We start from the raw sequence: 18,222 nt of genomic DNA, 5'->3' as shown, positions 1-18,222 counted from the left end.
GGCCTCACGCCCTTTGAATACATCTGCAAAATCTGGACAAAAGAGCCCGAACGATTCAGGCTCGATCCAACCCATCAAACCTTGGGACTAAACATTTAAGGCACTGAAGCGCAAGAATCGCGATCGTGGTTACCCGGTAGCCAGGCCATTGGAACCAGTTCGCGAATTCGGCGTTGCGAGCGGATGATCAGAAGTTTCGCTTACGCTCTTATCCTCGTCCAGGTATCCATGGCGACCGCGCTGGCTACACAGGTATTCCTGTCGACCGCCGAGGAAGCCCGTAGCTCAGAACTCTCGCTGGCGCCGGCGCCAGGCGAAGAGGGATGCGCCAAGGCGATGTGGCCCAATATTCCGGAACGATGTCTGCAACGAGTCGAGCCGAAGGTGGTGACGCTCGTGCTCACCCAAAACAACTAATGGCGCATGCCGCTTTCTGATATGCAGCTGCCATGCGCCGCTGGCTGCGCTGCCGCGGCACCACCAACGCTCCGTTAAGCCTCGCTCAATCTCTGCAAGCTATCTTGTTGCCAGTTTGTCGAGGGTGACATGAAGCGCAAGTCGATAATGCTCTTTGCCTTCCCAGCTCTGATCCTGCTTATCTTGGCAGGGGAGCGCATGGCGACTTTCTTGCTGGGAGCATATCCGGCCAGTCCCACAATGTGGCGGTTTTGGCTTGAACTAAGGCCGCTGTCGACCATGTTCTGGCAACAGGTCGATCTTTATCTCGGGTCGTCGATGGTTTTTGATGCCTTGATGCTGGCCGCCGCGTCGACCGCTTGCTGGATGGCGTGCCGCACAAGAAGGTCGGCCGCGTTCTTCTTCCTTGCCAACCACGTCGCCCTGCTTTTCGCCGGGTTGATGATCGCTGTCACCAGCCATTCCGAAACAGCCAGCACGATCGCCTCTTTCACGGTACCCGGCGGCCTTCCGTTCCAACTAACGGTCGATTTCACCTTGAAGAACAGTCTTGTGCTGTTTCTGGGCGTGACGGCATGCGCCTACTGCCATGTCATCTTCCTCAGCGAAACCCGACAGCGGTCCGAAGCGCTGGCCGCTAGGCTCGTTGCTCTGCAGCGAGATCTCTAGGATAGCCCCACCTTTTTCCGGCGTTAGTTGATCTTCCGGTAGTAAACCTTGCCGTCGGCCTGCTCTATGCGCTGGTAGTCGGGGCTTGGGGCAGGCGCTGCAGCTGCAATCCTCCTTTTGGGCGGACGCGGTGTATCGACGACGCTGGGCTCGGTCGCGTCTTCACCATCGAGAACAGCAGGCGCCTCCGCCATGCTGCTGGTCGTGTCGACGGAAGGTTCCGCTGCGCTCGACGTGATTTCGTCATGGACAATAGGCTGGTTCTGTTCCAGCCGGGCTATGCTCCGGTTGATTTCGCCAAAGCTGCTCTGCAGTTGAGTGTCCAGTTTTTCAAATCGGCTCTGAAAACCGTTGTTGACCGTGTCCAGCCGGCCCCCGATTCGTTGTTCAAACGTCCCGAGTTGTTCCAGGCGCCCTTCCAGAAAGCGCATATCGCTGATGCCGCGGTATAGATAAACCGCGGCTACCATATTCACCAAAGTGAGCAGGGACGTGCCGATGATGACCGCGCCGATAATGCTTTTGTCGCTCGGTTTCACAACGGCAGCTTGCTCTCCGGTGCGGGCTGCTGTCCCAATCTCGATTGCCGGCATGTCCGGTTCGCTGATCATCGTCATTGAACCACCACCTTTGCGCCGATCGCGACGCGCTTGAAGAGATCGATCACATCGGTGTTGGTAAGGCGAAAACACCCCGATGTTCCGTCGAAGCCAACACCCTTGGGATCGTTGGTTCCGTGTATCCGATAGAGCGTGTCACGCCCGTCCCGAAGCAGATAGAGCGCCCTGGCGCCGAGTGGGTTGTAGGGACCGGCAGGCACCATTTGCGGCAGGTCCGGCTGGCGGGCGCGCATTTCGCGGGGTGGGCGCCATTCCGGCCATTCGGTCTTCGCCCCCACCTTGACGACCCCGGTCCAGCCAAATCCGTCGCGTCCGACGCTGATCTGATAGCGAAGCGCCTGGCCCTGTCGGGTCACCAGGTAAAGCGCTTTCTCGCCCTTGCGGATAACGATTGTTCCGGGCTGTTCTGTCGTCTCGAAGGCAACTGTCTTGCGCAGGCTGGGGCCCATTGCCGGCAGCGGCGGCCGATCCGAAAGTGCCGATCGCGCGCTGGCAAAATCCTGGACCGACATCGCCAGCGCCATGCCCATGGCGCAGACCAACCCAAGGACGATCCGATACCTATTTGGCAGCAGCGTCATCGAGCCGCTCTTTGAACATCCGCTTCAGGTCCTTGTTGAAGCGCGCACGCCCATCCACCTCGGCAGGCAGGATAGCACGGTTCAACGCATCGGTGAGGAGCGCATTGTCCAGCGCGACCGACTTGATGTGCGGCGCCTTGAAGATCTTTTCGAGTTCGCTGCGCGAAAAATGGTTGCCGAACCATTTGCGCTTGTGCTTGTTGGCGACCAGCGTGATGCTGACAGCATTGCCGCGCAACTCACGGATCTTCTTGTAGAGCCGTTTGCCTTGCCGCAGCGAGGCGACGTTGAGTTCGAAGACGATGAATATCTCATCGCTCGTCGACAGCACGGAATTGTGCCAAGGCGTCTCGATGTTCGGCAGGTCGATGACGATGTCGTCAAACCGGTAGGCGACGAGGTCCAGCAGCCGGAAGACAAAATCACTGCCCTGCGGTTCGAAAGGCAATTGCGGCCTCTCGAAGGAATAGAGCGTCAGCCCGGACGGGCGCGAGAGCTTGATGACGTCCATCAGCTCGACGTCGAGCCTCTCCGGCTGGCCGATGATCCCGCCGAGGTCGAACTGGTTGAACTGGTTGAGATAGGCTCCGCAATTGGCGCTCTGGAAATCGAGGTCGACCAGGCAGGTGGAAGCCCCGCGTTCCTTCGATTTCGACGCCAGGAATTCGGCCGCCGACAAAGCGAGCGTCGTCGCGCCGGCGCCGCCGCTGGCACTGATGAAGGTAATGATGCGGCTTTTGGTTCCCTGGTTGCCGGTGTCGTGGAAAGTCACTGCGTTGAGCAGTTCCTTGCCATCGAGCGGCTTGTGCAGCCAGTCCGAAGCGTTCATGCGCACCAGCACCCGCGTCTGCTCCGACGACAGCTCGTCGGAGACCGCGATCAGCGGCACGGTCGCCCAAAGGGCGCGCGCCTCGACGATGCCCGGCCTTCCGAGCAACTCGCCATTGCCGAGGTCGAGGATTACGATGCCGGGGCGCGTATCCACGGGCGGCCCCCTGAGGAAGTCGCCGGTCTCGGAAACCCTGACGTCGTAGATCGCCAGCGCATCGAGCCGCGTCGCCACATCGCGCTTGAAATTCGCATCCGACGAGAAAAGCGCCACCTGCTTTCGCTTGGTCGGAAGGACCTTTGTGTCGATGGCGTTCATGGGAAAGTACTCTTCAAGTCTTCGCCCGTGACCGTGCTTAGCATGGAGGGCATAGTTTTGTTAGCGTACCCGAGTAGTCCTTGCAGGAAGAAGAACTGGAAGGTTATGTTCCGGAGGTTGACGGTAATTGTCGGCACCGGCCCACCCAGTCGGGTCTGATATCCCAGACCTGTAGCGGCATAGGTGACGACAACATTGTCGCGCCGCAGGCCTGGAAAGAAGTGGCACATGCCAGCCCGCTGGTCTGCGGCAAGGTCGGGACAGGCGTCGCTGTCGGTGTTTGCCGTGTCGCCGCGAAAGATGCGGCTGAAATTGGCGGCGCTGAAGCCGCCGCTGTTGCTGCAAGCGCCCGTGCCGGCGGTGTACGTGCAGACGAACGGCCCATAGACGCCGGCGACGACCGGAGCGCCCGGAGACGATGTCGGCCCGGCAGTCGCGAGGCTGGTTGCAATGGGATCCGATATCGACGCCAAGCGGGCGCCGATCTGCACGGCCTTGGTCGCAGCATTCCATTGATAGAAGGCGTAGCCGAAGTCGACGAACCCCAGCGTCAGCGTAAACAGCAGAGTCGATACAATGGCCATTTCCACCATGGTTGAGCCGTCTTCTGATTTTGCAAAGCGCCTGATCATGCTCAGAATCGGATCAACCGCTCTTCGTGAAAGCCATGCAGCGTCATAGAGTTGATGCCGACCAGCGACAGCATTCCGATGCCACTATAGGCCAACGTCCCAGCCGCCCTGACTATGCAGACTTGTGCAGTGGTAGTTCGATATTGGGTGACGCCGGATTCTACAGCGTCGTGACAGGAGCCGGCGGCTGCGATGGTGATCGTTACATCGGTTTTCTGCCAGCCATTGACGCGCGGGGTATCCGTTGACGGATTTGCTGCTGCTTTGCCGAACACGGCGATGTTCGCAGCGATGTCTGCGCAGTTTATCGCCGCCAGCCCCGCCTTGGTGTACAACTGACTGTTGCACCGCGCGGCAAAACGTGCCGCATCCGACAGGCCGGCTTCCATCAGAAGCTTCTTGTGGATCAAGTTGCCGAACTCGAACACGCCTCCCGAAAACAGAAGTATCAGCGGTGCGATTAGCGCCATTTCGACGAGAACCGTACCCCGTTGCTCGCGTCGAAATCGGTGGAGATGTTGGGACAGCGCTTTCATCATTGGCGTCACCGGTAGAGTTGGGCTTCGTCGCGAAGAAAATTGTCAAGCGTACCTTGGCCGGCACCGCCGGTTACGTCGACAAGTTCGACCATCACCGACGCGTCGTCAGACGCCGAGGGAACAGGTTCCGTGAGGAAGAAACTGCCGAAGGCTTCGACAGGCAGATTGGTGCTGTGGCCGGATAGATCGTTGCCCGCTGCTTCTAGCGCGTTGCAGTTCAGGATCGCGCCATAAATCAACCGACGATCAATTGTCGTGACAGGCGGCTGGCAAGCCGCCGACGGGGTTCCGACCTCTCCACCTGTTGACGCGCTGCTCACCAGACCTGCCGATATCTCGTAACGGTACACCTCATAGCGCGTTGGCTTTGTTGTGTCCCATGATGCAGGGTAAGCAGCGGAATGGAAGTTGGTGCTCCAGTAGCCGGAGAAATTCCAATTTCCATCGCCCATCCGGCCGCTCAGATACGGAGTGGTTGCATCCCGCGGAAGGCCCATTGTTCCAGCTAAGGTGAATGAAAGTTGGTTCATGGAAGGGCATTGGTTCGCGCTTCCTTGGGTTTTTATCGCCCCTTTGCGGACGTTCGCGGCTGGACCGTATACAGGAGTGTTGAAGTTGTTTCCGCTGGCTTTTATTCCGAACCGGACATTGAAGGCGTCCTGCACCGGGCCAGCATTCTGGCCGGTTTTTGTCGAAACGCTCGCGGAATTGTAGCATCCGATTGGGGTTGAAGTCGCAATCGTTTCAGCCAGCGCTTGGGCACCGTTTCCTATGCCTTGCGGGGGTTCAAGGAACCCGAAATTACCCGGACCAGCGGCAGCCCCGTTTCCGACCTTCCTCAGTTCTATCAGCCGGCGATGGACGGCCGGGTTGGAAACGGCCTGCTCAAGCGTGTAGCCGCCGGCATTGTTTATTCCGTTCGCCATCTCATAGGGATTGCACATGAAAACCGGTGTAAAATCGCAGACGCCGGAGGTGAAACCCGCCACCGCGACTGCTCCGACATTGAAGCTGTCACTGGCGCCGGACGTTACAAAAGAGGCTGGGAAGATTGCGGCAAACCCTTCGGGAACGACTGTCACCTGGATGAATCGCGTTTCCTTTTCTCCGACGGCAGGCGTACTGTCGGCCAGATAGGAGCCTTGGTTGGCTGTTGTGATCTTGTGGCCGTCAGACGGGGGGATGGCCTTGAGGAAGCACCAGGAGATGCTTCCGGCACTGTTGCAGCGCTGCGTGCCTCCCGGTTGGCCAGCGCCCATCGGGACTCTGCCTGCGGTCGAGAAATTGCTTTCGTTGTGCACAAGCGTCGCCATGGCCCGTTCGGCGCGCACCCAGGAGCCACTGCTCCCGTCCAACTCCGCTGCAGCCGCAAGCGCAAACGCGTCGGCGCCCTTCTGCAGATCGTTGTGCAGGTTGTTGACCCTGCTCATGTCGATCGCCAACAAGGAAAAACCGATGATCGCCGGCAGCATGACGCTGACGAGGATCAGCGCTAGTCCTTTCTGATCGTGCCAGAACGCGCGAACAGTTCGCAGCATGGCCCTATCCCTTTACCCCTCGCGCCAAGCCCTTCGAAGCCCGGCGCATCGCATCCTTCTGCTCAATTCGCTCCGTTGGTCACACCAGAACCGCCGACATTGACCGTGATTGCAGGCGGTGACGGTGGTGGTGGCGGAAATTTGTAGTTACGGGCAACAAGCGCACCCCGCGTGCCGTCGCCTTCGATATGTGTGTTCTTCGAATTCGGGTTGAATGGATCGACCGTCTGCAGCAGCGAATTGTATTTCTGCGTATCGCCGGCGGCCAGGGTCACCGAATCGTAATGGTTCAGATAGTCGGCGGCGCAGCTTGACAGCGCGCCGGCACACAAGAGGAGGACCAAGGCGCTATTTCTTGACATAGAGCATCTTGTCCTTCGATTTGAAGTCCAGCATGTGGCCATAGGGGCCGGTCACACCGTCTCCCGTTTCATATTTGCGGATCATATCCTTGTTCACCTCGAGCTGACCGAGGATGAAGAATTCCGGATCGTTGGCCGGCCGCGTCTTATCGAACGGGGTCGCCAGTTGCTCGCCGGGCTTGACCGGCCGCACGATGTGCGGCGTGACGATCACGACGAGTTCGGTCTCTTCCTTCTGGTTGCTCGAATTGCGGAACAGTGAGCCGATGACCGGAACCTGGCCGAGCCACGGCACCTGGTTCTGCAGCTTGGTGGTCTTGCTGGACAACAACCCGCCGACAGCGAAACTCTGGCCGTCGCGCAGTTCGACCACGGTCGCCAGCTTGCGGTTGGTGAAGATCGGGTCGCCGGCGGTGGTGAAACCGGTCAGGTCGCTCACCTCCGGCGCCAGCTTCATATGGATCTTGCCGTCGTCGAGTACGACCGGCGTGAACAGCAGATTGACGCCGAATTGCTTGTACGTGATGGTTACCTCACCATCGGTGCCGATGACACGGATAGGCACTTCGCCCCCGGCGTTGAAGCTGGCCGGCTCACCGGACAGCGTGGTGAGATTGGGCTCAGCCAGCGTGCGCACAGCCCCCTTGGCCTCAAGCGCTTCAATGATCAGGTCGACCTTGATGTTGCTGTCGATGACGCGGGTGATCAGCGCCGCGAAGGGACTACTGTTCGACAGTAGACCGCTAAGCAGACCGCCCGGTCCAAGCACCACATCGTCTTCATCGACGGCGGCAATGCCGGTTCCGGTGCGTGACGTGCCGCTACCGTTTGTGCTCCTGATCGACACACCGAGGTCGCGCCCGGTATTGCGCTTGGCCTCGAGCACACGCACCTCGAGATTCACCTGCTGGCTGTCGTCGACGATGACGGAATTTATGATGGCGTCGGGGCCATATTGCTGCACCACCTCAAGGATCGATGCCAGCGTGGCGCCGTCCTTGACATGGCCGCCAAGCCTCACCTTGCCGTTGATCGAACCGATCTCGATGCGCGCCCGAGGCGCCACCTGACGGATCGCCTGCGCCATGTCGCTGACATCGACACCGACTTCGATCTGGATGACGCCCAGCGAACGCTTTTCCGGGGAGAAGAGATTGACCGTGGTGGTGCCGGCGCTCTTGCCGATGACATAAAGCGTCCGGTCGGTCATCGGCTGGGCATCGGCGATCTTCTCGTCGCCGACTACGATATCGCCGAGGTTGGCGCTCACCTGGAGCGTCACCGACTGTGACATCGGCAGGAAGACGCGATGGACGCTCGGGTTCGACACGTCGATGAAACGGTCAGCCGCATCGGCCGCAAGGCCCGATAGCACCAACGCAGCCAGACCGGACAACGCGGCCGCCCCCATCCTAGCCCAAATCCCCTGCATCCTATCTCCCCAATCACTGCCGCCGGCAGCCCTCGATTGCCGCGTGTCTGCTATGGTTGTCGCGGCACATCGTAGGATTCGAGCTTCACGCCGCGAAACACGCCCACTGTAACATTCTTCGGCGGTTCCGGCTGTACGTATTTTATCACTTCCTTAACGACTTCCCGGACTTCCGGCGCGGACGCCACGGCCGGAGCCGGCTTCACTTTGCCCAACTCGTCGAGGCGGCTTCCCACTCTGTCCACCGCCTGGGTCAATCCGGCAATCTTATCGTCGGCTCGCTTGCGCTCAGCCGCGGCCTCCGCTTCGGCCGCCGCCTGCTTATCGAGTTCGGCCTGCCTCTTCGCGACATCCGCGGGCGTCTCGCCGCTCAGGTCAGACAATGTCACGCGTTCGGTCGCCTCGCCTTTGCTTGCGGCAGCCTGGCGAAGGGCCAGCGACAATTGGCCTGCCCCGGCCGCTAATGTCAGCTTCTGCGCGTCCTTGGTGCTGGCCTCTAGCGTCACCGACTTCACAACCGTCGGGCTGTCCTTGCTTTCATCCGCCACCTGGTCGATGGCGAGCACCTTCATGCTCTGCAGCAGCACGTCGACAAAACTCTGGTCCGCGCCGCCATCGCCGCGCACCGTGCGCGTCAGCAGCACATCGACCCGGTCGCCGGGGAAAACGAAACCAGCTACCCCGAGCACATCGTTGACCCTGATGGAAACGGCTTTCATGCCCTCACTAAGCACCGCCGAAAGTGTGGCGCGCTGGCCTGGGCCGGTGACCTTGGAGGCAAGTACGGGCTCGTTGGCGCCGATGGCCTGCAATGCCTGCTTCGGAGTTTCGCCTAAAATCTCTTTCGTTGTTCTGAAGGCACCAGCCGGAACCGCGCCGGCCGGCCACGCGATTTCGCGCAATTTGTCGGCCGACAGTGTATCGCCAAATTTCAAAGGCACTGCTGCTACCACCACAGTGTCGCGCTGCAGGCCGTTAGCCTCGGCCAAAGCGCTACGCTGACTAGCCAGCCAGAAGTTTGCGAGAACCACCGCCAGGACACCGAACACGCCGGCTAGGACAATCATTATCAAAGTGTTGGCACGCATGAACTCCAAGCCCCAATTTGCCCGCCGCGCTGAAACTCAGGCCCGGATCGATCGATCCGGGCCTGAGTACTATTACGTGATCAGGTGCCGACGCCGGTCGCGCCGTTGCAGGACCCGATTGGCGAGTTTTCCAGCGCGGTGCAGAGACCGGTGAAACGACCTGTAACCCAGCCGCCGATCGCGAGGATCGCGAGAATGGCTGCCGCGGCGATAATGCCGACTAGGATGGAATATTCGACCATAGCAGCGCCGTTTTCATCGTCGCGGAACTGCCGGGCCACCGTCATGAGCTTCTTCATGTCAATGTCTCCCTTTGGAGGTTGAACCCGACGAGACAGAGCCAAGGATGAACCCCATACCCAAGCATCCCCCGTCACCTCGATCCTAGGTCGCACGAAAAAGCAGAGTCAAACGGATTAACGGTTCCTTAACCTTCCAATACCTGAACTTGCGAACGCAAAAGCCATTTGAATTCTAGTAAGAGCTTGATTCGGCTGAATTTTCAACCGGCTTTAACCATTCGTTCACAATTTGGCCACAGCCAAGGCAAAACGACAGTTGCATTAGCGAAGCTGCATATTCCTTTATATCTAAGGGTTTACCGACATTTTTCACCCGCATCTCATTTGTTGCGGTATGAAAGGTCCCGCGAGGTGGAAGTTGGGGAGAGGGTAAAGCGCGCGGCGTCGAAATAAAACGATATTTTTCTGGCGTCCTCCTTAACTATGTTGAAAGCATTGGCTCCACGTGAGACCCTCCAGCGCTTGTGCCTCGCTTGGTTAACGTTTAGTTTCCGCTAATAAGGGCTAACGGGGGTATAAGGGATTATGCTGGGGCGGTTTATCAAGGGACCAAGCGAGTTGCAGGCCTCGACAAGGGCCGAGCAGCCGACTGTGCTGCCTGCCGCTCCGGCCCTTTCGCCGGCCGCTGACATCGAATCGGGCGGCGACGATTTCCTGACACTCAAGGTCGAACTCCACCGCCATCTCATCGATCGTTTCAATCTGACCGCCCTTGAAAATGCGTCCAAGGATGAAATCCTGAACGAGATCCGGCCGATCGTGCGTGAGTTCGTTCGCGGTCGAAACGTGCCGCTGAATGCCCGCGAGCTCGATCAACTGACCATCGACACGGCCGACGAAATGCTGGGGCTCGGGCCGATCGAGCCGTTGCTCAAGGACGACTCCATTACCGATATCCTGATCAACACCCACAAGCGTGTCTTCATTGAACGGCGTGGCCTGGTTGAAGAGACGGCTATCCGGTTTCGTGACGAGGCGCACCTGCTGCGCGTCATCAACAAGATCGTTTCGGCGATCGGCCGGCGCGTCGACGAATCGTCCCCAATGGTCGATGCGCGGCTGGAGGACGGCTCCCGCGTCAACATCGCGGTTCGGCCGATATCGGTGGACGGCCCGCTGGTCTCAATCCGCAAATTCTCGAAGAATCCGTATTCGCTCGAACGACTGATGACGCTCAATTCAATCAAGCAGCCGATGATCGATCTGCTGCGAATCGCCGTCCAGGCGCGCAAGTCGATCCTGGTTTCGGGTGGCACCGGCAGCGGCAAGACGACCTTGCTCAACGCGCTGTCGAGCTACATCCCGTCCAGGGAACGCCTGATCACCATCGAGGATGCGGCGGAACTGCAGCTGCAGCAGCCGCATGTCGGTCGGCTCGAAACACGGCCGCCGAATGTCGAGGGCAAGGGCGAGGTCCGTCAGCGTGAGTTGGTCAAGAACGCGCTGCGCATGCGGCCCGACCGCATCATCGTCGGTGAGGTGCGTGGCGAGGAAGCCTTCGACATGCTTCAGGCGATGAATACCGGCCATGAAGGCTCGATGACCACCATCCATGCCAACACGCCTCGCGACGCTATTTCTCGTCTGGAACAGATGGTCGGCATGGCCGGCATGCCGATGACGCACGAATCCATACGGGCACAGATTGCTTCAGCCATCGACATCATCGTGCAGACGCAGCGGCTCGCCGATGGGGGCAGAAGGGTCGTTTCCATATCGGAACTGACAGGCATGGAAGGCAATGTCGTTCAGCTTCAGGAGATCTATCATTTTGTCCGCCGCGACGTGACGCCGGAAGGCAAGATTGTTGGAGATTTTCGCGCAACAGGGGTTCGCCCGCGGTTCGCCCAGGAAGCGGCGACGCTTGGTCACCATTTCGCCAAGGACGCCTTCAATCCGCAGGTTCCGCTCTGATGCCGACAGGTCAGACCTTGCTCTACTTCATTTATGTGCTGGCAGCGGCATCGGTGATCCTTGCCGCCGAGTCACTCTACTTGTCTTATGCTGGACGACGAATCAGAATCGGCACGATCAACCGACGACTTAAGCGGCTTGCAGAGGAGGCGCCGGCCGAGCAGACCCTCCAAGGCCTCTTGCGAGAACGTGGATTGACGGAATCGGGCGACTTTGTTTTTCGCGCGATCGGGCTAAACCGACTCTATACGCAATCAGGTATCACGGGCAATCCGCTGGCTTTCGCGGCAATGTTCCTCCTCGCGGGGCTGATGCTTGCGCTGGCTCTGAAGTTGCTTTTCGGCTTTTCCTCTATTGCCGCGCTCATCGTTTTTCTGCTGGTGGGTTTTGCGCTGCCTCTTCTTGTCCTTCGTCGCGCCCGCAACAAACGAATCCAGAGGTTCGCCAAGCAACTTCCCGACGCACTTGATATGATCGTCCGTTCGCTGCGCGCCGGCCACCCGGCTTCCGTGGCGATCGGTCTCGTCGCCCGGGAAATGCCCGATCCGCTCGGCACAGAATTCGGCATCGTCGCCGACGAAATCGCCTTCGGACTGAGCATCGAACAAGCCGTTCGAAAGTTGTCGCAACGAGTGGGTTTCGAAGGCCTTCACCTGCTTTCGGTGTCGCTCTCGATTCAGTCAAAGACCGGTGGCAATCTGACTGAGATCCTTGCTAATCTCTCATTGGTGTTGCGGGAGAGGCAAAAGCTCCGGCTGAAAATCAGGGCCCTTTCAGCCGAGGGCCGAATGTCGGCCTGGATCATCTCGCTTTTCCCGGTCGCGATGTTCTTTATCCTCCAGTTCGCTGCTCCGTCCTACTATGGGACCGTATGGAACAACCCGATAATCCTGCCTGTGTTCATGATTTTCGGGGGATGGGCGCTTCTGGGCGATTTTATCATGTATCGCATGGTCAACTTCGGTTTCTGAGGAGTGAAGCACGGCTGTGTTGTCCACCATTCAGGGTTTGAGCTTTCTGGTTTCGGTTGCCGTGTTCATGGCGGCGGCGGCGCTCTTTCTGTTCTGCGCTTTGGTCTTTATACCAGCGTTGCAGACGAGAAAATTGGTGGCGCAAAGCCTCTTGGCAGAGGGCATTGTCGACCGTCGTTCGCTTGCCGGCCAAGAGCAACTCGCCAGGATATCGGCACAAAAGCCGATCGACGCCTATTTCCGCACAATTGAGAAGGAGCGGGGTGAGCCGAATGCGCTTGAGACGAAGCTTTTTCGCGCCGGGTTCCACCAGCCAAATGCGCCCCTTGTTTATACCTTGTCGCGCATAGCTGCTGTAGCTATCGGCTTTTTTGCTGCCTACACGCTGCTATCTCGGGTGTTGCCACCTCAAATGCCCGGCTTTATTGCATTTGCAGGCGCCGGCTTGTTTGGGCTCGCCTGTCTGGTTGTCCCCAGTATTGGGCTTGACCGCTTCGAGAAAGCTCAGATGCAAATTTACCGTCGCGGCTTTCCCGACTTCATGGATATGATGATCACGTGCGCGGACGCAGGTATGAGCCTGGAAGCTGCGGTGGAGCGTGTTAGTAACGAACTGGCGGGAACCCACAAATGGCTGGGGATCCAGCTTGCCATCATGACTCTGCAACTGCGGGCGGGTAAGCCGTTGCGCGACGCATTGCGCGATCTGTCGGATCGTATTGGCCTTGACGAGGCGCGGGCGCTGGCCGTTCTGTTTCGGCAATCGGAAGAACTTGGCACCAGTCTCACGGAGGCGCTGCGCGTCTATAGCGACGAGATGCGCAGCCAGAGAATTCTTCGCGCCGAGGAGCGCGCTAATGCTTTGCCGGTCAAGATGATGATCCCCTTGGGACTGTGCATTTTTCCGGTTGTCTTGATGGTCATCATGTTGCCGGTTATCATTCGGATGAGGGGCATTTTCTTCTAGTTGCATGTATGCTTTGGTCCTAATATGAGTCCGGAGGGTTCGAGGGGAACTGCATGAAAAGAGTTGTCGCGGTCGCAGCCTGCCTATTGACGGTAGTGCTTGTCGGCTGCCAGACGGCGGACACATCCGACGGTGTCGTTCGCACCAACGAGCCGTCGAAAGGCGATGTAACGTCCTTTGGCGATGCGTTCGACGGGCTGAAGACGGTCGGCGACGTCGAATATTACGCCTCGGACCAGGCTGTTGCAGAGGCCAAGAACCAGTTCCGCGCGGAAAATTACGGCAATGCCGGTGCCTTGTTCTTCAAGGCGACGCAACTGGCCCCCAATGATGGTGGCGCCTGGATGGGACTGGCCGCCTCCTGCGATCGCATCCGCCGCTTCGACCTCGCCGATCGGGCCTATGGCCGAGCCTTCAAGCTGATGGGGGCGTCGCCCGAGTATTACAATAATATCGGTTATTCCTATCTGCTGCGCGGTAAGTTGCAGGACGCGCGCGCGAATTTCCTCAAGGCCTATGAGCTGGCACCCAACGATCCGACCGTGGTCAACAATCTGAAGCTCCTGTCGTCCAGCGTGCAGAACGTCGAGCGGTAGGCTGTCTGCATGTTGCTAGTCGCATCGCTGCCATTGAAGGCGTTGGCCATCCCTCTGCTTGCAAGGGTTGCCTGGGTGGACTTCACCACCCAAAAGATATCCAACGGCATCGTGCTGCTGCTGCTCGGCTTGGGCTTAGGCTCGCTGCTGTTGGTGGCTGTTCAGTCCGGATCCTGGTGGGACATGGGCATGAGCGTGGCTGCCGGCCTCCTGCTGTTTGTCGTGTTCTTCCCCTTCTGGGCCTTGCGCAAGGTGGGCGCCGGCGATGTCAAGCTGATGGCAGTCATGCCGCTTCTGGTCGGCGGCGCCGGCCTTGTTGTGTTTTCTCTGCTGCTGATGGTGTTCGCCGTTGCCATGGCCGTGGTGGTGGTAAATCCGTTCCTGCTGCCGGCGGGCGCGTTTCGCGTCTATGTCCAGCATATGGACAGGAAGGGCGTCGTTCCTTTTGGCGTGCCGATTTCGGCAGCTGCGATTGGCGCTATCGGTTTCCAGATTTACGGGAGTTGGGTGGTGGCGAGCAGCTCAGGAATCCTGGATCAGCTTAATTGAACCTCGGCAGTCCGCTTTGCTGCACGAAGCGCGCACCGACGTAATCTTTGCTTAGTGCCGAACTGGCAGTCTATCTGCCTATTGAGGGTGCGCTATGATACAGGATTACCGGTCGACAGTTGCCTGGTTGGCGGCTGGATTGATTGTTGGTGCCGTGGCGTTCCCGTTTGCGGCTGTTGTCAACAAACCGGCGACACCAACAATTATCAGCGCCGAACCGCCACCGCTCCCAATCATCAAAAAGACGTTCGTCCGAAAATGGCGCCGTACATAGCGATCAGTGGTGCCTGTCCCCAATACCGCGCACCGTCTGCAGCGAGACCCGGATTTGGAGCGGATCGCGCTCGATCTTGCGGTGCAGGGGGTTGATCTGGAGTCGATGGTGCGCTCGCCGACTTCGGAATCGTCACCGGCGAGTTCATAACGCCGCATGGTTTTCGCCGACCCGTGCGGCGAAGACCGCCAGGGTCTCCTGCTCGCGGCCGCGCGCCCGCCACCCCGCCTCAGTTCGCGCCTGGACAGCGTGCCATGCGTTCCCCAGCGCTCCTAACGACATTGGCACGATCATCGAAGATCGCTTCAATGGCAGGTTCCAGATCGAAAAAAGGAAGAGAAGAAGAATCTGTGCGCTCTCTGCACACAGTCTCCCAAATTATCTGCTTTTGCAGGAGTCGCCTGGTGGTGATCTGCCTCGGGAGCCGGCGATCGGCGCGGAGGCGACCATTCCTGGCAAAAAAATTTCCGGCTTCGCATGACCTTCCGCCGCAACACGGACAAGCCGCTGCCGGCAAGGGGCTGAGCAATAAAAAGCCCGCCACCGCGAGGCAGCGGGTTCTCTTTCGGAAATGATGAGCTGCCTTTTACGGCCGGCCTTCATGGGGCGGGGTTGCGGATGCCTCTGGCCGGACATTCGACGTCATTGAAGCGAGGCACTCTTCCAGACGTTCCAGCCGCGCCTTCTGGCATCGCAGTGTGTGCGCGACGTCATGCAGCCTGGATTTACCCTGAGAGTTGGCGGCAGCGATCAAGTCTATTTGTAGCCGACTGATCTCGCTCCGCAGATCGCGAGCGTCAGCTTCCATCAGACCCCTGATCCATCCAGCCCCGCGCATTCCAGCACACCATCCACCGAGCCCTGCGTCGCACGATAGCAGCGAGTTTGCTAACAACCATGCCATGAACCTTCTCGAATTTTATGCATTGCTAATATATAAAAGGCCCGCCACCGTCAGGCGTCCGGGCAGTTTTTGCCCGTTCGGATCGATCTGTGAGGTTTGTCACGGACGCATCGACGTATCGGCGTAGGCTACGTGCAGTTTCCTGCAGGGGTAAAGGGAGTGGTCCCGATGCTTGTGAACCTTCCTATGCTTGTGAATCTTCGTCTTGTCGCAGTTGGTCCCCTTGCCGATTGGGTCCGTCATCGAGCCGAGCAGAAGGCGCTGTTGAAGGCGACGGACGAGTTGAGCAAGTCACCAGACGACATGCTCAGCGACATCGGGATTTCCCGTGACGACATCACGACGTTTGCGTTCCGCAGCCCGGCGTCGAGACGTTGGGGCTGAGCAACAAAAAAGCCCGCCACTGTGAGGGAGCGAGCCAAATTATTCGAGAATTAAACTGGATCGTTCCAGGTTCTGTAGCGCGGGAAGCGCGGCCGGTAGCCGAACACCCGGCCGAGGATGCGAATGCAAGAAGATGGCCCTCGTCCGCACACCAGGGAATCGAGAAGGAACGTCTCGTGCAGACTTCCCTTGGCGGCAAAGCGGCCCCCATAGCCTCGCCCGTGATTGTTGCGCCAGCTCATGGTTTGCGGATGACCGCCTCCAAACATGGCGACCACAACGCACCCGTCCTCCAGTTCCGCGTCTGGATCAATGATAAGGCTTTCAGCCCGAAGCTCGGGGTAGGTGTCTGTCACCGCAAAGACGTTGTAGGCCCACTTGCTGGCGGCACTGCGAGGCAAAACTGCTGCCCCAGGGTCACGTGACCGTGCCGAGACGATCGCGGGCTATCAGATGCCGTCGACGTTCTGTTGAGCCGCGACCGAAATTCGACTAGTCGAGTCAGCCGCTTCCGATGATCGCCAGTATATCAAGCAAACGACCAGCCCGGCGTACCCGACTTGCAGAACGATCAGCGCAAGGACCGCACAGCCGAGCGCGGTCCAAATTGAACCGGCTTCGATGTAGGTCCAGATCGCCACAATGATCGCAGTGGCAGACATGCCGACCAAAAACTGTGGAAAATACATTCCTCCGCGTTTCATTAATTTAGCGATTGCGCAATTAGCCGATTCTAAAATATCGCTGCAGCATGATGTCGCATCGGCTAGCACTTACCCATCCACAGAAATGGTCGCTGCAGTCTTTGGGTGTGGGGCCGCACCGGCCACCGCGCGCGAAGATAGAGCCCCCGCGCTGCCTAGATATAGTCATATTAGCAATCACGCCATTAACCATGTAGGCGCTCCCAAGCCAAAACTCAGGGAATCCCTCTTGAAGGCTCAAACGAGAGGACAAGCTAATACCGTTGAGAGTCGCGGGCATGGACGACGGTATGGGCGAGCATCTTGGGGTTTTCGACCTTGACGCTTTGCGCAAGGCTTTCCTCGAGTTCGTAGAAGAGCATAAAACCACGGATCATCCTGAGTGGGGCGAACTCGCCAAGCTGTTCCTCGAAAATCAACGAGAGCGGCACCAAGAACCGGACCCTGCCCAGCCGGAGGGGTGAACGCACCAGCGCTGTGTGACCGGACCGGCGCAGAAGCCATGACCAGAACAAACCGGGGATTCACGGATTCGCGGTGTCGATCTACATTTGCTCTGAGATGGCATTGGCGTGGCGCTGGCCGGTTAGGTAAGCGAGCCCCTTGTCAGGCAGTCCGGCATGTAGGACATGACCGGCACGTCGGGGAAGCCTCAGGCTAAGTCCACCCTTTCGGCGACACGACGATTCACTTCGATAATCAATTCGAAGACGCTTTCAAGCTCGCCGTTGATCTCGTCGGCAGGAATCCCGGCCTTCTCGGCAGCTGTCATCAACTGGTCTTTCAAGTCGCCAACCGAGATGGGGTCTCCCCGCGCCACAATGGGCAGTTGTTTGGCTACCCACTTATCGAGAAACCTCAGGCCACGGACGCTCATTTGTTAGCAACCTCTCATCCTTGACACTGCACCCGCCCGCGGCCGGGTGACACCCGATCGCATAAGCGTGACGATTCCCTCCTATGACTTCCCGTATGCGGTTGTCGATTCGACTTCGAAGGCCGTGATCGGCCATTATGGAATTAGTCGGCCCGGTCACGCGACAAGGTAACCGTCAGCCTGCGGCCACTGGTGACTGTCGACGCCGAGCACGTGCGCGTTGTTGAGAGCCATGTGGGGTCGCCACGGCGAAAAAAGCCGATTGTTGACAAAGCCTAACGGCGCTGCTTGAGGAGATCAAAGGCCTCGTCGCAGGGGCAGCCGCCGGAAAGAATGGGATTCGGGCCGCTTTGGATTATTATGCGGTTCCCGAGCCAGCACGGCGACAAGTACCGAGCAGTCGAGTTCCTCGTTGAACGAAAAGTGCGGGTCGGCCTCTGGCAAGATCTGAGCCAAGCGTAGCGATTTCAACCTGGCTGTCTTGGCGGCACGTTCTGTGCATTCAACCTCATTGATCCCTTTCGCGGACCGCACTGCACCTCGACGTTCTCCCAGCCAACACATTTCCTGGTAGCCTCATTCTCACCTCCCCCCAACGCAAATTTCCACATTCGGATGAACCATGTCGCCCTTCATTCTGATGAAGCCCAAGCTCAAACAGGGTAGTGTGCTGAGAGTTCTGCAAATTCGCTGAGAGGGGGCGGTCATGGCAGGCTGGTGATTGTTCACGTCACCTGATTCCCGCGAAGGAACGC

The 18,222-nt window shown here is 58.8% G+C and carries 21 protein-coding genes and 1 pseudogene; 10 read left to right on the top strand and 12 right to left on the bottom strand.

What is annotated here, in order from left to right; translation table 11 throughout:
- The 3 genes and pseudogenes from NKJ58_RS31610 to NKJ58_RS31120 form a co-directional block, all read left to right on the top strand.
- A pseudogene (locus tag NKJ58_RS31610) lies at positions 1-99 on the top strand (IS481 family transposase); the annotation flags it as partial.
- Between the two features lie 129 nt (positions 100-228).
- Positions 229-417 (top strand): hypothetical protein, encoded by a 189-nt coding sequence (locus NKJ58_RS31125; RefSeq protein WP_156931615.1) that lies wholly within the window; start codon positions 229-231, stop codon positions 415-417.
- A 129-nt stretch (positions 418-546) separates the two neighbouring features.
- Positions 547-1,086: a hypothetical protein gene (locus NKJ58_RS31120; protein ID WP_023726603.1), complete on the top strand. Its 540-nt coding sequence runs from the start codon at positions 547-549 to the stop codon at positions 1,084-1,086.
- A 23-nt stretch (positions 1,087-1,109) separates the two neighbouring features.
- Here the strand turns inward: NKJ58_RS31120 and NKJ58_RS31115 are convergent, their stop codons facing one another.
- The 10 genes from NKJ58_RS31115 to NKJ58_RS31070 form a co-directional block, all read right to left on the bottom strand.
- Positions 1,110-1,703 (bottom strand): hypothetical protein, encoded by a 594-nt coding sequence (locus NKJ58_RS31115; protein ID WP_023824910.1) that lies wholly within the window; start codon positions 1,701-1,703, stop codon positions 1,110-1,112.
- Positions 1,700-2,287 (bottom strand): L,D-transpeptidase, encoded by a 588-nt coding sequence (locus NKJ58_RS31110; RefSeq protein ID WP_023689303.1) that lies wholly within the window; start codon positions 2,285-2,287, stop codon positions 1,700-1,702. Before NKJ58_RS31110 ends, NKJ58_RS31115 begins: the two co-directional genes overlap by 4 nt.
- On the bottom strand, positions 2,268-3,434 hold the full coding sequence (locus tag NKJ58_RS31105) for a CpaE/TadZ family protein (protein ID WP_352854669.1): 1,167 nt from the start codon (positions 3,432-3,434) through the stop codon (positions 2,268-2,270). Before NKJ58_RS31105 ends, NKJ58_RS31110 begins: the two co-directional genes overlap by 20 nt.
- Entirely contained in the window at positions 3,431-4,066 is a 636-nt protein-coding gene (locus NKJ58_RS31100) for a TadE/TadG family type IV pilus assembly protein (protein WP_352597210.1), read from the bottom strand. The genes NKJ58_RS31105 and NKJ58_RS31100 overlap by 4 nt, the downstream gene beginning before the upstream one ends.
- 2 nt (positions 4,067-4,068) lie before the next feature.
- Positions 4,069-4,605: a TadE/TadG family type IV pilus assembly protein gene (locus NKJ58_RS31095; protein WP_352758243.1), complete on the bottom strand. Its 537-nt coding sequence runs from the start codon at positions 4,603-4,605 to the stop codon at positions 4,069-4,071.
- 5 nt (positions 4,606-4,610) lie between these two features.
- Positions 4,611-6,143 carry a TadE/TadG family type IV pilus assembly protein gene (locus tag NKJ58_RS31090; RefSeq protein ID WP_352854668.1) on the bottom strand — a complete coding sequence of 511 codons (1,533 nt, stop codon included), beginning with the start codon at positions 6,141-6,143 and terminating at the stop codon, positions 4,611-4,613.
- 62 nt (positions 6,144-6,205) lie between these two features.
- Complete coding sequence (locus NKJ58_RS31085) at positions 6,206-6,487, bottom strand: hypothetical protein (protein WP_352597204.1); 282 nt, start codon at positions 6,485-6,487, stop codon at positions 6,206-6,208.
- A gap of 4 nt (positions 6,488-6,491) precedes the next feature.
- Positions 6,492-7,937: a type II and III secretion system protein family protein gene (locus NKJ58_RS31080; protein ID WP_352597202.1), complete on the bottom strand. Its 1,446-nt coding sequence runs from the start codon at positions 7,935-7,937 to the stop codon at positions 6,492-6,494.
- 50 nt (positions 7,938-7,987) lie between these two features.
- A complete protein-coding gene (gene cpaB, locus NKJ58_RS31075; protein ID WP_352597200.1) occupies positions 7,988-9,025 on the bottom strand; it encodes a Flp pilus assembly protein CpaB in 1,038 nt (345 codons plus the stop codon).
- A gap of 80 nt (positions 9,026-9,105) precedes the next feature.
- Complete coding sequence (locus NKJ58_RS31070; protein ID WP_352597198.1) at positions 9,106-9,324, bottom strand: Flp family type IVb pilin; 219 nt, start codon at positions 9,322-9,324, stop codon at positions 9,106-9,108.
- Between the two features lie 528 nt (positions 9,325-9,852).
- Between NKJ58_RS31070 and NKJ58_RS31065 the strand changes: the two genes are divergently transcribed.
- From NKJ58_RS31065 to NKJ58_RS31040, 6 genes are all read left to right on the top strand, one after another.
- Positions 9,853-11,241, top strand: coding sequence for a TadA family conjugal transfer-associated ATPase (locus NKJ58_RS31065; protein ID WP_352758245.1), 1,389 nt, complete (start codon positions 9,853-9,855; stop codon positions 11,239-11,241).
- Complete coding sequence (locus tag NKJ58_RS31060) at positions 11,241-12,212, top strand: type II secretion system F family protein (protein WP_352597194.1); 972 nt, start codon at positions 11,241-11,243, stop codon at positions 12,210-12,212. Before NKJ58_RS31065 ends, NKJ58_RS31060 begins: the two co-directional genes overlap by 1 nt.
- 16 nt (positions 12,213-12,228) lie before the next feature.
- Positions 12,229-13,179: a type II secretion system F family protein gene (locus NKJ58_RS31055; protein ID WP_352597192.1), complete on the top strand. Its 951-nt coding sequence runs from the start codon at positions 12,229-12,231 to the stop codon at positions 13,177-13,179.
- Positions 13,180-13,232: 53 nt separating this feature from the next.
- Entirely contained in the window at positions 13,233-13,775 is a 543-nt protein-coding gene (locus tag NKJ58_RS31050) for a tetratricopeptide repeat protein (protein ID WP_352597190.1), read from the top strand.
- A gap of 9 nt (positions 13,776-13,784) precedes the next feature.
- Positions 13,785-14,324, top strand: a complete 540-nt coding sequence (locus NKJ58_RS31045) for a prepilin peptidase (protein ID WP_352854667.1) — start codon at positions 13,785-13,787, stop codon at positions 14,322-14,324.
- Positions 14,325-15,670: 1,346 nt separating this feature from the next.
- Positions 15,671-15,886 (top strand): hypothetical protein, encoded by a 216-nt coding sequence (locus tag NKJ58_RS31040; RefSeq protein ID WP_023741144.1) that lies wholly within the window; start codon positions 15,671-15,673, stop codon positions 15,884-15,886.
- A 449-nt stretch (positions 15,887-16,335) separates the two neighbouring features.
- Here NKJ58_RS31040 and NKJ58_RS31035 read toward each other — a convergent pair whose 3' ends face one another.
- A complete protein-coding gene (locus NKJ58_RS31035; RefSeq protein ID WP_352497379.1) occupies positions 16,336-16,659 on the bottom strand; it encodes an exopolysaccharide production repressor protein in 324 nt (107 codons plus the stop codon).
- A gap of 209 nt (positions 16,660-16,868) precedes the next feature.
- Between NKJ58_RS31035 and NKJ58_RS31030 the strand changes: the two genes are divergently transcribed.
- Complete coding sequence (locus tag NKJ58_RS31030) at positions 16,869-17,054, top strand: hypothetical protein (RefSeq protein ID WP_023833470.1); 186 nt, start codon at positions 16,869-16,871, stop codon at positions 17,052-17,054.
- 188 nt (positions 17,055-17,242) lie between these two features.
- On the opposite strand, the gene NKJ58_RS31025 is transcribed toward NKJ58_RS31030, so the two are convergent.
- On the bottom strand, positions 17,243-17,467 hold the full coding sequence (locus tag NKJ58_RS31025; protein ID WP_023741142.1) for a DUF768 domain-containing protein: 225 nt from the start codon (positions 17,465-17,467) through the stop codon (positions 17,243-17,245).
- Positions 17,468-18,222 lie beyond the last annotated feature (755 nt).

The sequence above is a fragment of the Mesorhizobium sp. M0139 genome, from assembly GCF_040322455.1.
GTDB lineage: Bacteria > Pseudomonadota > Alphaproteobacteria > Rhizobiales > Rhizobiaceae > Mesorhizobium.
This window is presented reverse-complemented; position numbering and strand designations above follow the sequence as displayed.